Annotated in this window: 11 protein-coding genes; 2 read left to right on the forward strand and 9 right to left on the reverse strand. The window is 38.5% G+C overall.

Annotation, left to right across the window (positions count from 1 at the left end; translation table 11 throughout):
* Positions 1–22 precede the first annotated feature (22 nt).
* The 6 genes from H5159_RS05965 to nirB form a co-directional block, all read right to left on the reverse strand.
* On the reverse strand, positions 23–1,747 hold the full coding sequence (locus H5159_RS05965) for a GGDEF domain-containing response regulator (RefSeq protein WP_182779962.1): 1,725 nt from the start codon (positions 1,745–1,747) through the stop codon (positions 23–25).
* A gap of 55 nt (positions 1,748–1,802) precedes the next feature.
* A complete protein-coding gene (locus H5159_RS05970) occupies positions 1,803–2,996 on the reverse strand; it encodes an ATP-binding protein (RefSeq protein WP_182779965.1) in 1,194 nt (397 codons plus the stop codon).
* A gap of 275 nt (positions 2,997–3,271) precedes the next feature.
* The gene (locus H5159_RS05975) at positions 3,272–4,534 is read right to left on the reverse strand and encodes a nitrate- and nitrite sensing domain-containing protein (RefSeq protein ID WP_024606321.1); all 1,263 of its coding nucleotides are present in this window, start codon (positions 4,532–4,534) and stop codon (positions 3,272–3,274) included.
* A gap of 274 nt (positions 4,535–4,808) precedes the next feature.
* Entirely contained in the window at positions 4,809–5,672 is an 864-nt protein-coding gene (gene cobA / locus H5159_RS05980; RefSeq protein ID WP_182779966.1) for a uroporphyrinogen-III C-methyltransferase, read from the reverse strand.
* A 9-nt stretch (positions 5,673–5,681) separates the two neighbouring features.
* Complete coding sequence (gene nirD / locus H5159_RS05985) at positions 5,682–6,035, reverse strand: nitrite reductase small subunit NirD (protein WP_182693842.1); 354 nt, start codon at positions 6,033–6,035, stop codon at positions 5,682–5,684.
* Entirely contained in the window at positions 6,022–8,595 is a 2,574-nt protein-coding gene (nirB, locus tag H5159_RS05990; RefSeq protein ID WP_182779968.1) for a nitrite reductase large subunit NirB, read from the reverse strand. Before nirB ends, nirD begins: the two co-directional genes overlap by 14 nt.
* A gap of 394 nt (positions 8,596–8,989) precedes the next feature.
* On the opposite strand from nirB, the gene H5159_RS21020 reads away from it, so the two are divergent.
* Complete coding sequence (locus H5159_RS21020) at positions 8,990–9,220, forward strand: hypothetical protein (protein WP_259399092.1); 231 nt, start codon at positions 8,990–8,992, stop codon at positions 9,218–9,220.
* A gap of 34 nt (positions 9,221–9,254) precedes the next feature.
* Here the strand turns inward: H5159_RS21020 and H5159_RS06005 are convergent, their stop codons facing one another.
* The 3 genes from H5159_RS06005 to H5159_RS21025 all read right to left on the reverse strand — a co-directional run bounded on the left by H5159_RS06005 (position 9,255) and on the right by H5159_RS21025 (position 12,247).
* Positions 9,255–10,106: a universal stress protein gene (locus H5159_RS06005; protein ID WP_024596346.1), complete on the reverse strand. Its 852-nt coding sequence runs from the start codon at positions 10,104–10,106 to the stop codon at positions 9,255–9,257.
* Between the two features lie 10 nt (positions 10,107–10,116).
* Complete coding sequence (locus tag H5159_RS06010) at positions 10,117–11,607, reverse strand: SulP family inorganic anion transporter (protein WP_182695775.1); 1,491 nt, start codon at positions 11,605–11,607, stop codon at positions 10,117–10,119.
* A gap of 271 nt (positions 11,608–11,878) precedes the next feature.
* Entirely contained in the window at positions 11,879–12,247 is a 369-nt protein-coding gene (locus tag H5159_RS21025) for an NrtR DNA-binding winged helix domain-containing protein (protein WP_310742389.1), read from the reverse strand.
* Positions 12,248–12,412: 165 nt separating this feature from the next.
* Between H5159_RS21025 and H5159_RS06020 the strand changes: the two genes are divergently transcribed.
* Positions 12,413–12,769 carry a carbohydrate binding domain-containing protein gene (locus tag H5159_RS06020; RefSeq protein WP_259399093.1) on the forward strand — a complete coding sequence of 119 codons (357 nt, stop codon included), beginning with the start codon at positions 12,413–12,415 and terminating at the stop codon, positions 12,767–12,769.
* Positions 12,770–12,834: the final 65 nt, after the last annotated feature.

Genomic DNA, 12,834 nt, shown 5'->3' on the forward strand with positions numbered 1-12,834 from the left:
TTTTACAGAGGCTCAAAATAACCTATTTATTTAAGGATGATTTTTTACAATAGCCATCGAGTATCAAGTTAATCTCGTTTGCAGGCATAGGTTTTGAAAATAGAAAACCTTGCAAGTAGTCTATGTTTAGTTTTTTACATAGCTGATGTTGGGCTTTCGTTTCGATTCCTTCAGCTACCACAAAAAAATCTAATTTTTTTAGCATTAAAGATAAACTCTCGATTATTTTTAATCGCTTATTATTTTCTCCATCCAACGACTGCATGCTTTTGTCTAATTTTACTATATCAATAGGGTAAGATATTAGATGAGATATGGATGAGTACCCCATACCAAAATCGTCCAAAGCAATCCTAAATCCCTTGTTAGACAAAGAAGTTAATATCTCAATCACTTCTTTACTATTTTCCATAAAAGCTGTTTCTGTTATTTCAAGAATAATACTGTTGGTTTTTAAGTTGTATGTTTTGACTGTCTCTAATAAATAGCTCTCTAAAATCTCTTTTTGTAGCTGAATAGGTGAAATATTGATAGATAGTGTTAAGGGAGTTTCATAGCTTTGCTGCCATAAAGATAACTGCTCTAAAGCGCTCGCAATTATCCATTTTCCAAGAGGGGCTATTAATCGGCACTCTTCAGCAATAGGAATAAATTCATCAGGAGTATAATGAATGGTTGTACCTGGCCAACGGATAAGGGCTTCGACACCTGTCATTATTTGTGTTTTTGAACAATAAACAGGTTGATAAAATAGCCTAAAGTTTTTTTCCTCTATATGCTCTTTTATACTATTTTGAATATCTACTCGGCGACTAAATTCGTACTGATATTGCTCTTTGTAAAAGCTAATTCTACTTTTACCACTTTGCTTTGAGCGATACATTGCAATGTCAGCACATTTTAGCAGTTCATGAGATTCAGTAGCATCATTTGGGTATATGGCACTTCCAATGCTAACACTGCAATTTAAAGTTCTGCCTTCATGCAAAAAGGGTTTAGAAACTTCTGCTAAAATTCTATTTGCTATCATACCTATTTGATTAATATTGCAAATTCCACCTATTATAACTGCAAATTCATCGCCTCCTAAGCGTGCAAATCCTTCATTTTGCCTCAGGCAACTATGAATCCTTTCTACTGTTTGTATTAAAATTTCGTCGCCGACACTATGGCCAAGCGTATCATTAATATTTTTGAAGTTATCTAAATCTAAAGCAAGTAACGCCACGCAGTTTTTAGCACGTTTATTGTTAGCTATCATTACTTTTAGTATTTCTTCAAAATGATATCGATTAGACAAACCAGTAAGCTGATCCCGTTCTGCCATATGCTTTACAGCAAGATAACTGTTGTGCATACGTTGTTCTGCCTCGAAGCGTTTTTTGGCATATATAAGCGCTTTATTTAAACTATCCCTCGTTATATCACCTTTTGGTAAAAAGTCTTGAGCGCCTGCTTCTATACACTCAATAGCCAAAGCTGAGTTCTCTGAGGAGCTAATCATGATAATTGCGGTGTTACCGAGTTTAGGCTTTGCACGCATTTCAATTAGCATTTCAATGCCATCTTCTTTAGGCATATTATAATCGAGTAGTATTATATCAAAGTGCGTGTCTTCAATGACTTTCAAGCCCTCGGATACGCACGTTACTTCGGTAATGTCATGATGATGAGAGCCATCAGAAATAAGCATTTTTTTAATTAATTTGCGATCAACTAAGTCATCATCAACAATTAAAATATTCATAAGTTCCTTCTAAGAGCAGCTAAACTATGCTCGTTTATAATTGATAATTTCATAGTTAAACTTTGGGCCAATAAATAGTAAATGTACTGCCAAGCTTTCCATCGGAGGCTACTTCAATTTTGCCCCCATAATTGATAATGAGCTTATTGGCAATACAGAGTCCGATGCCGCTCCCTTCAACGTCATCTCGAGATTGTAATGTCTGAAATAACTTAAATATGAGTGAAAAATATTTAGGGTTAATTCCTGGACCATTATCTTTTATTTCAATAATGTAATATTGATTAGAGGGGATAAGTGAAATGTCGATAACCGAGTGCTCTTTATTGTTATGTTTTATTGCATTACTAATAAGGTTTTGAAAAACAGTTTTAAAAGGGATCAGTGGTATATCGAGTACTTCGTTATTGGCGTGTATATCTACAGTGACAGTTTGTGGAACTTCTAAAATTTGTTCTATATCTTGATAAAGACTTTCTAAAGATATGTTTGCACGAGTTGAATCACAGCTATTTATTCTCGAGTAACTTAGTAAATCTTCTAGCAGTACTTGCATTCTATTAGCCCGGCTGAGCACAAGCTGAAAGTTTTCTAGGTGCTCCTGGGGGAGTAAATCTTTGCAATCATCATAAACCCATTCTAATAAACGTTTTATAGCATTTAATGGCGACTTGAGATCGTGTGAAGCAATACTGGTAAATTCATCAAGTTCATCGCTCATTTTTTGTAATTTTTTAATTAAGCGATCTTTTTCAGTTTCGTCTTTCTTGTTTTGCTCGCAAATTGTTGAGTTAAACTTAGCACTGTTTATTTTATCTAATAAGTTTTTACGTTGGACTAACTGATTTACAAAGTTTTTTTGTAAACTATTTAAAATCGATTTTTCTTTTTCTGTAAGTAGTGAATCACTTGCTCGCTCGAATATCAACCATCCAAACTTAAGACCTGAGGGCAAAATGATAGGCGATATAACTCTGAATATTTTAGGGTTAGACTCGATAATCGATTCACTAAAAACGTCATTAGGTAGTTGTTCTTTAGCTACTGTTATTTCTGAACCTGATTTATATAGCTCGACAGCACGTTGAGGCAGATTAGCAACAATAGAAAATGAGCTCGCATCAAAAATGTTTAAAATTAGCTCAGCAATGTTTTCTATGTTTGTTTGAATGTCATTATCAAGAGAAGTTGTTAATTGTTGCTCATCTATTAATGATACACCTTCTATATAACTTTCTACATTGGGCATTCAAACTCCTACAACAGTATTAAATATACCTCATTAAAATGAGGTGTAACAAATGATTAACTTATTGTAGTTGATTATTTTAAATGCGTTGAATAATTTGCATTATTAATAGACTTCAAATTAGGGTTTTACCTTATGATAGTCAGCAGGTTATGAATCAATTTCAAAATAAGGCAAAACTCAATCTGGGTGTGAAATTTGTAACTTAATAAATAACTATTATTTAGGGTAGTGGTATTACTAAAGATCAACATGCCCAAGTAAAAACAGCATATTTAATCGCTCATTTGTACAATTGTTTGCGCTACGCTAAATAAGGTTTTATGCGTATCCATTGCTTGTTTTTGTAGCTGTTTATGGGCTTGCTCTTCGGTGAGCTTTAACTGCTCAATAAGTATGTACTTGGCTTGGTGAATTACCTTTTGCTCACTAATAACTTTTTTAGCATCAAGTAACGCTTGGTTTATTTGTTTTATATGCTGGCTTTGCTCGATAATTAAATCATACATAGTTTTATTACTGTTGAGCTTATCGGCCGCTATATTTTGGTTTACTTCTGGCTCTGGTTGCTTAATGGCTAATTGGCCAAAAGTAGGGGCTATGTGTTGCTCTGCCATATTGTTAAGTACTTGCTTATTTGTATTTAAACTACGTTGAGCACAGGCTATTTGCATTGCTGCAGTATCAATTAATTGATCTGCTATATTTTGTTCAATTTTGTGCATTATATCTATGCGCGTAGTGGTTACTTCGTACCATACTTCGCTTAGTTGCGAGAGCGGTTGAGCATTCTCGTCATCGAGTTTTTGCAGTAAACTTCTAAGTTGCTCTACCTGATTATTAACCTGATGTGTTGTTAACGTGGCAAAGCATTTTAAAAGGTGCGCATCGGCGTACTCATTAAAAAAGTCAAAGCTGTGGTTTTGCTCTTGTTCAAAATGCGCGAGTTGTTGTTTTTGCTCAGTGGTAAATTTACTCGCTGCAAATGCTTGTGCACCACAGGCGCGCTCTTGTCCTGCGTACTCTTTACCTTGCATAAAATTGAAAAATGCGACTAACAAACGCGTTATTTTAGGATCGCTTGCGCCATCTGCTGCCTCTAAAATAATATTGAGTAAACTAGCAATTAACTGAGTGAATGACTGCGTAGCATGCACTGCACTAATGTTTTGTTGTGCTATTTGATTGCGTAGTTCGGGCAATGCGTCAAGTGTTTGCAGGCTATAGGTAATTAAATTAAATAACCGAGTATGACCAGTATCGGCGTTGTCGTTTATAAATGTTTGTTTAAGAGAATCATAAAATGCAGTTTGTGCGCTGCTGCTTAAAGGGATTTGTTCTTGTAATTGGGTTTTAAATCGCTCGCGATTTGAGGCCAAAAAGATATTACTCATTGCACGTTCTTTTTGTAACTGATGTACAAAATCGCCTAACTTAGTAAGCGAGGCACAACTGTTTTGTAATTGCTTTAGCGCGTGTATTTCTTGATACTTAGCCGCTAATAAAAACTGTTTTGTGAGAGGGTTGCTTGTCGCCATTGGTATTATTCCACACTTTTTTGTTTTTAAAGTGCAACCACTGTTCCAATCATTAATAAATTTCATCATTGAATTTAAAATCAAGCTAATACAATTGCTTAAAGTATTATTTTTATTTGTCACTGTGTTTCTATAATTTAACTTGCCATTACTTTTAACTTATTTGGTGCATTTAAGTATGTTATTGCACACAACTTGAACCCAAATTAAAAACAAAAAAAGCGCCTACTCCTGGGGAGGTAGTAAGCGCGAAAAGTGCATTATTCATTTTACGTCATGCGTTAACATTTACACTGTTTAGTAACTCAGGACTAATAGCCATTTTATGATTTATTACTTCACCAATCATAATTAGGGTAGGGCCTTGAAGGTTGTGTTTAGCATGCTCATTTACTATTTTCTCAAGCGTACTGGTAATTACTTTTTGCTTAGTAGTAGTGGCATTCTCTATTAGTGCGATGGGTGTATTACTTGGCCAGCCCACTGATTGCAAACCGCAGCTTAGCGTTTGTAAGCGCGAAAGCCCCATATAAACCACTAAAGTGGGGTTGTTGTTTGCAGGCATAAACGCGTAATTTTGCCAATGAGGTTGCTTGTTAGGATCGGCAAACTGCGCTGTTAAAAATGTAACACTACGCGCTACATCGCGTGCAGTGAGCGGAATACCCGTATAAGCGGACGTAGCACAAGCCGTTGTCACACCCGGAACAATAGCAAAATTAATATTATGCTTAGTTAGCGCATCGGCTTCTTCGTTAATACGTGCAAATATACTCGGATCGCCGCCTTTTAAACGCACTACGTTTAAGCCTTGTTGTGCGTATTTAACCAGTAGTTCGCAAATGTTAGCTTGGGTCATCGAATGTTTACCCGCACGTTTACCTACAAATACTCGCTGTGCTTTTTTAGGAAGCGTTTTTAATAAATCATCGCTTACTAACCAATCGTATAAAACAACATCGGCGGTATTAATTAAACGCTGCGCTTTTACTGTAATTAGCTCTGCGTCTCCTGGGCCCGCACCAATTATATAAACGTTGCCGCTTTTGACGCTGCGACTATTTGAGCTTGTTAGCTTAGTAACAAGCTTATTTAGCCACACGTTTTCAATACCCGAAAAATAAGACAGTACACTCATACTATTCCCTTAAGCCACTGCTGTTGTAACTTTTGGTTCAGCGCTTATAAATACACTGCCGTCTTCAATTTTTGCATTAAAAACCGGTAGGTGTATTGCTTCTGCTTCTAAACATTCGCCTGTTTCTAGGCAAAAGTGTTGCTTATATAAAGGCGATGCGACAACTAATTTATTGTCGACTGAGCCAATAATGCCACGCGACAATACATTGGCTTTGCCAATCGGGTCGTAGTTGCTAATGGCAAACACAGCCGTTGGATTTTGTGGAATGTAAAAAATAGCCACTTGCTGATTATTAACTAATGCGCATACGCCGCTATTAGCGACTAGGTTGTCGATTGTTCCAATATTATGCCAAGACATCAGCTTGCTCCTGTTCAACTTCCATTACTGGAATACGGTTTTGTGTATTACGTTGCTCACGTTTTTCGGCTTCTGTAGCAGGGCGAATTTGGTTACGCTCTTGCACAAACAAAATGTTGTCGTCGGTTTCGGGGCTATTAACAAACTGGCGGAATCGTTTGGCAGCATCTGGGCTTTCAATCGCTTTTTTCCATTCACACGCATAGGTTTGTGTAATTAATTCCATTTGCGCTTCTAGCTCGTCGCAAATGCCTAAGCTGTCGTCAATTACTACGCTTTTAAGGTAGTCTAAACCGCCTTCAAGGTTTTCCATCCATACCGACGTACGCTGCAATTTGTCAGCCGTTTTAATGTAAAACATAATTACGCGGTCAATGTATTTAATTAGTGTTGGCGTGTCTAAATCGGTCGCAAATAAATCAGCATGGCGAGGGCGCATACCGCCATTACCACACACGTATAAGTTCCAGCCATTTTCGGTGGCTATAATGCCAATATCTTTACTTTGTGCTTCGGCGCATTCGCGGGTACAACCCGATACCGCCATTTTAAATTTATGCGGTGCGCGTAACCCTTTGTAGCGGTTTTCAATTTCTATTGCGTGTCCAACGCTATCTTGCACACCATAACGACACCACGTACTACCCACACACGATTTAACAGTTCTAAGAGACTTACCATAGGCATGACCGGTCTCAAATCCGGCTTCTATAAGTCGCTCCCAAATAACAGGAAGCTCTTCTAAACGCGCACCAAATAAATCGATACGCTGACCACCAGTGACTTTGCAGTACAGGTTAAAGTCTTTGGCTACTTGTCCAATTACAATGAGTTTGTCGGGTGTTATTTCGCCGCCAGCAATACGTGGTACCACAGAGTACGAACCATCTTTTTGCATATTTGCTAGGTACGTATCGTTAGTGTCTTGCAAACCAACATGAGCGGGCTCTAAAATGAAGTCGTTCCATGTTGAAGCTAAAATAGAGGCAATGGCAGGTTTACATATTTCACAGCCATGACCGCTACCGTGTTTAGTTAGTAAGTCATCAAAGCTTTTAATGCTTTCTACTTTTACCATGTGCAGTAGTTCTTGGCGTGAATACGCAAAGTGCTCACATACATGGTTGTTTACTTCAACTCCACGACTTGCTAATTCGTTATCAACAACTGATTTTAATAATGCCGCACAACCACCACAGCCGCTTGCTGCTTTAGTGCATGATTTTACCGAGGCTAAATCGCATGAGCCGCCATCAATTGCACCCACAATGTCGCCTTTACTCACATTGTGACACGAACAAATAGTGGCGGTGTCGGGTAGGGCACTGCCCGATAACGACGGCGCGCCGCCGCTGTCTGGTAAAATTAAACACTCAGGGTTTTCTGGTAAGTCCATGTCGTTAAGCATGTACTGTAATAAAGTATCGTAATCGCTGGTATCGCCAACAAGTACAGCGCCCAGTAATTTATCGCCTTTTTCACTTAGTATGATTTTTTTATAACAGCCGCGAATAGCATCTTGATATATAAGTTCTTTACAGTCTGGCGTTTTTGCGTGAGCGTCGCCAATTGAGCCTACTTCTACGCCTAACAACTTAAGCTTTGTGCTCATGTCAGCACCTAAAAACTCAAGCTCGCCACCACTTAATTGACTCGCTGCAACGCGCGCCATGTTGTAACCCGGTGCAACTAAACCAAATAATTTTTTGTCCCACAGGGCACATTCACCAATGGCTAAAATATCAGGATCTGACGTTTGGCATTGGTTATTAATAATAATACCGCCGCGTTCACCAAGCTCTAAATCAGCAATTTTACCTAGCTGATCATACGGGCGAATACCGGCAGAGAATAAAATTAGGTCTGTTTCTAAAAATGTTTCGTCTGAAAAATTTAATCTAAAGCGACTCGTTTCGCCTTTTACTATTTCGCTGGTCGCCTTTGATGTATGTACCGTTACGCCAAGTTTTTCTATTTTATTTTTTAGTAGCGTACCGCCTTGCCCGTCGAGCTGAACAGCCATAAGCTGCGGTGCAAATTCAACTACGTGGGTATCAAGCCCCAGTTGCTTAATGGCGTTAGCGGCTTCAAGCCCCAATAAACCACCGCCGATAACAACACCGCTTTTACTTACAGCGGCACTGGCTTTTATTTGTTCTAAATCTTCTAATGTACGATACACCAAACAATGAGGTTGGTCGTTACCTTTTATAGGCGGCACAAATGGAAATGAACCTGTTGCCAATATAAGCTTATCGTACGGGTATTGCTCACCAGTTAGCGTGGTTACTATTTTTGCTGTTCTATCAATGCCTTCAACCCACTGGCTGGTATGCACATTAATATTAAGTTGTTTGTAGTTGTCGTGAGTTGTTAGTGCTAAATCGGCGGCTGTTTTGCCATCAAATACACTTGATAAGTACACGCGATCGTATGCAAGATTTGCTTCTCCGCAAAGTACAGTAATGTCTGCGTTGGCATCGCTTTGGCGCATTTGCTCAACAAAGTGGTGTCCGACCATACCATTACCAATAATGAGTATTTTTTGCGAGGTTTGCATATGGCATTCCTTAAAGTGACGGTTTAAATACAAATAACAAAAAAGCCCGCCACAAATACGCATTAAGCATAATTGTGTGCGGGCTTCTTTGCCGATGGTTGCTAATAGCTATAGTGCCAACAACCTAAATTTTTGCCGTAAATAAAACTGGCTTGTTAATAGAGTGTTTGCAAAAACATAGCCAGTTTTTTAAGTTGTTGTTTAAATAGTATTTAATGTTTTTTTAGAGTGAATGAAAAACCCGTTTTGACATATGTTGGTGCGCGTCTGGCACTAAGAGGGTGCAAGTATTGTCATTGTTTTGTGCATTATCAGTCAATAAAACACCCATTATCATTCATTGAGTATTGGGTTAAATTTAGCCCATGAAATACGCACACGAATTACAAGCAAAATGATAAACACAAACTCAATAGATACTTCCCCTTTTCACGAAGGCGAGCTGGCAATACAAGACAAACTCGGTAAACGAGAAATAATGGAAACATTTAGCAAACGTGGCGTGCGCTCATTTATGCCAGAGCAGCATAGAAAGTTTGTGGCTCAAAAGGTTACGTCGTTTATTCAGTTTTTATTTGAAAAGTTTGAAGCTAAGCCAAAAACAAAAAAGCCTAAAATCAGTTAAGTGATTTTAGGCTTTTTGGTGCAGGTTATTAAATTTATTTTAAAATAACCACAGGCACATCGCTGTTCTCGAGCATTTTAATGGTGTTACTGCCCACAAAAAACTGCCTTAGTTTAGAGTGCCCAAATGCACCCATTACAATTAGTTCTACATTATTTTGTTCTTTATATTGCATTAACGAGTCAAAAATATTGCCCTCTAAAAAGCTTGCCGACACTTCAAAGTCCATACTGATAAGCTTGTGCTGTGCGTTAACAAATTTTTCTTCAAGGTCTTTTTCGTTATTTTTAATACTCACTAAATGACAATGCAAACCATGTAACAAGCCGCCATCAATCACTTGTTGTAGCGCTTTGTCGGCTGTTTCGCGGCCGTCGTACGCAATCATAAATGATTTAGGTTGTTTAAATGTTTCAGGAATAAGCAAAATAGGTTGTGTTGCATTGCGCACTAAGGTTTCTATATGTGAGCCCAGCACCGCGAAGCTATTACTATGTCCAGCACCATTTTGGCCAATAACAATAAGGCGTGTATCGTCTTTTAAGTCTATAACGGTATCGAGCAAATCACCGTGGCGCTTAATTAGTTCAAAATTAGTAACACCTGCCGATTTAGCATGCTCACTTACTGAATTTAATAATTCGTCAGCCATTTTTAAACTTACTTTGCAGCGTTGTTCGTCAAGCTTAGTCATTTCATCAAGAAGTGTTGACTGTGCACCAAGCCCAATACTACCAGAGTAGTCGCCGATATTAGTTTGCTGCGTTTTTTCAATTGTATGCACAAAGCTAATTGGTTTATTTAGCTTTTTTGAAGCCCAAATAGCAGCATCGGTTACATTTTTAGTAATGGCTGAGCCATCTACATAGGTAATTATTTTAGTCATTGCATTCTCCTTAATGTCCGCCAAGTAGTTTTTCGACTTCTTCAGGGTTGTTATGCACACCAAATTTATCAATTACAGTTTCGGTTGCGCTATTCATACCAATAATACTAACCGTTGCGCCTTCACGCCTAAATTTAATAACCACCTTGTCGAGTGACGATACACCAGTTATATCCCAAAAATGTGCATGGGTTAAATCAATTACCACGTTAGAAACCGCATTTTTAAAATCGAACGATGCAATAAATTGCTCAGCTGAGGCAAAAAATACTTGGCCAACGACTTCATAGGTTATTTTATCGTTGCTTTCATCATGCTTGGTTTTAACCACCATAAAGCGACCAATTTTATTGGCAAAAAACAACGTAGCTAACAACACACCAACTAAAACGCCAATGGCTAGGTTATGCGTGGCAACAACCACAATAACGGTGGAAATCATCACTACATTTGATGAAAGCGGGTTCTTTTTTAAATCCTTAACAGATGTCCACGAAAACGTACCAATCGATACCATAATCATTACCGCAACTAAGGCTGCCATAGGAATTAACTGCAGCCATTCATCTAAAAACACCACCATGATGATTAAAAATGAGCCTGCAATAAAGGTAGAAAGCCTGCCGCGACCACCCGATTTAACATTAATAATTGATTGCCCAATCATAGCGCAACCCGCCATACCACCAAATAAGCCTGCGCCAATATTAGCAATACCTTGGCCCTTACATTCTTTATTACGATCGCTCGTTGTATCAGTTAAGTCATCAACAATAGTGGCGGTCATCATTGACTCAAGTAAGCCCACAACAGCAAGACCAATTGAATACGGTAAAACAATTTGCAGTGTTTCGAGTGTTAGGGGGACATCGGGCCATAAGAATATAGGTAGAGTGTCTGGTAGTTCGCCCATGTCGCCAACGGTTCTTATATCAAGACCCAAAAATATTGAAACCAGTGTAATAACAACAATACACACTAAAGGAGAGGGAAGTATTTTGCCAATAGTTGGAATATACGGAAATAAGTAAATAATACCTAAGCCCGCTGCGGTCATCGCATAAACATGCCAAGTAACATTAGTCAGCTCAGGTAACTGCGCCATAAATATTAAAATCGCCAGCGCATTTACAAACCCTGTTACAACAGAGCGCGATACAAAGCGCATTAATTCACCGAGCTTTAAAAAGCCTGCAAATATTTGTAGTACACCAGTGAGTAAGGTAGCAACCAGTAAGTATTCCAGACCATGATCTTTAACCAGCGTTACCATTAACAGTGCCATTGCACCGGTAGCCGCCGATATCATGCCAGGACGTCCGCCTACAAAGGCAATAATAACCGCAATACAAAATGAGGCGTATAAACCTACTTTTGGATCAACACCGGCAATAATAGAAAAGGCAATCGCTTCAGGTATTAGGGCAAGCGCCACAACAATACCAGCAAGCACATCGCCACGAACATTAGAGAGCCAATCTCTTTTTACGTGATCAAACATGTAATAAACCTAATTAGTTAGTTTCCCAAAGTATAGGGGAGTATTTTATTTAAATAACAGTGATTCTCGCGCAGGCGGCGATTAAGGTTGCACGTAACGTGCTGATGAAAAAAGGGAGTGGTTGCCTAGGGCGGCGTAAGTTTCAAGAAAAAAGCTCCTTTTGATTAGTTTATATTAATAATGCGGACGAATTATAAACATCACATATATATTAGCAATATGTTATTTGGCCTTAAAGACCAAACATTAATTTAATTATGCATTTGCTTATTTAAAACTCAAATGTAAAACCAAACTCTCTTAGTTTTTCGTATACGTTTATATCAAAACGGTACAAAGTAGCAGCTCGGTGAGCTACGTTGGTTTGTTTTTCTTTGCAGTTTATTAGTAAGTTCATTTTTTGGAACTTACGTCTAAAGTTAGGCTTATCGAGTGATTTATTTAAAATCGACTCGTAAATTCCTTGTAGCTCAAGCAAGGTAAACTTTTCAGGGAGCAGGCTAAAACCAATCGGCTCGTGCCTTACTTTATAGTGTAAGTAATCTAAGCCACTTTTTAAAATGTCGGCGTGGTCAAACATTAAAGGGAGAACGTTATTTACATCAAACCATTCACATTCTAAAGCATTGTCGCCGCTCACAAGATTGGTTTCTTCAAAGCGTACGAGCGAATAGTAAACAATGGTTATAATACGTCTAGCAGGGTAGCGGTCAACGTTACCAAACGCACCTAACTGATCTAAATAAAGGTTTTCAACACCGGTCGTACTTTTAACAACACGCAGAGCTGCTAACTAATGGTGACTTTGAAGCCGGTCTTGATTCATGGCAATCACGAGTCAGTGCTACTATTTCACTTGAAACAACCCAAGCTCACAGCGGGCAAAACCTATAATGTATCTGCGTGGGTTAAGTTATCTGACGATAACACAGCGGTATCGCCAGGAATTAAACTTACACTGCAAATTGAGCATGCGAGCACTGAATACCTCGAGCTAACCACTGTTACAAACGTAGTTGCAGGCGATTGGGTAAAGCTTTCGGGCACTTATACCCATTCAATAACAACCGAGGAAAGTGCGGCTTTACTTTATGTGGAGTCAAACGAACTGACTGCTGATTTTCATGCAGACGACGTATCGGTCATTTTGGTAGAACAATAAACCAAACTAAAAGTAATTAACCCCACATTTGATAGTCTGTATTTTTATACAGACTATCAAATGTG

The organism is Pseudoalteromonas sp. SG43-1 (assembly GCF_014164415.1).
In the GTDB taxonomy this organism is placed as follows: domain Bacteria; phylum Pseudomonadota; class Gammaproteobacteria; order Enterobacterales; family Alteromonadaceae; genus Pseudoalteromonas; species Pseudoalteromonas distincta.

Excerpts from the sequence above, each read along its gene's own strand:
- H5159_RS05965 (WP_182779962.1), bottom strand. The coding sequence starts at position 1,747 with ATGAATATTTTAATTGTTGATGATGACTTAGTTGATCGCAAATTAATT.
- H5159_RS05970 (WP_182779965.1), bottom strand. The coding sequence starts at position 2,996 with ATGCCCAATGTAGAAAGTTATATAGAAGGTGTATCATTAATAGATGAG.
- H5159_RS05975 (WP_024606321.1), bottom strand. The coding sequence starts at position 4,534 with ATGGCGACAAGCAACCCTCTCACAAAACAGTTTTTATTAGCGGCTAAG.
- cobA (WP_182779966.1), bottom strand. The coding sequence starts at position 5,672 with ATGAGTGTACTGTCTTATTTTTCGGGTATTGAAAACGTGTGGCTAAAT.
- nirD (WP_182693842.1), bottom strand. The coding sequence starts at position 6,035 with ATGTCTTGGCATAATATTGGAACAATCGACAACCTAGTCGCTAATAGC.
- nirB (WP_182779968.1), bottom strand. The coding sequence starts at position 8,595 with ATGCAAACCTCGCAAAAAATACTCATTATTGGTAATGGTATGGTCGGA.
- H5159_RS21020 (WP_259399092.1), top strand. The coding sequence starts at position 8,990 with ATGATAAACACAAACTCAATAGATACTTCCCCTTTTCACGAAGGCGAG.
- H5159_RS06005 (WP_024596346.1), bottom strand. The coding sequence starts at position 10,106 with ATGACTAAAATAATTACCTATGTAGATGGCTCAGCCATTACTAAAAAT.
- H5159_RS06010 (WP_182695775.1), bottom strand. The coding sequence starts at position 11,607 with ATGTTTGATCACGTAAAAAGAGATTGGCTCTCTAATGTTCGTGGCGAT.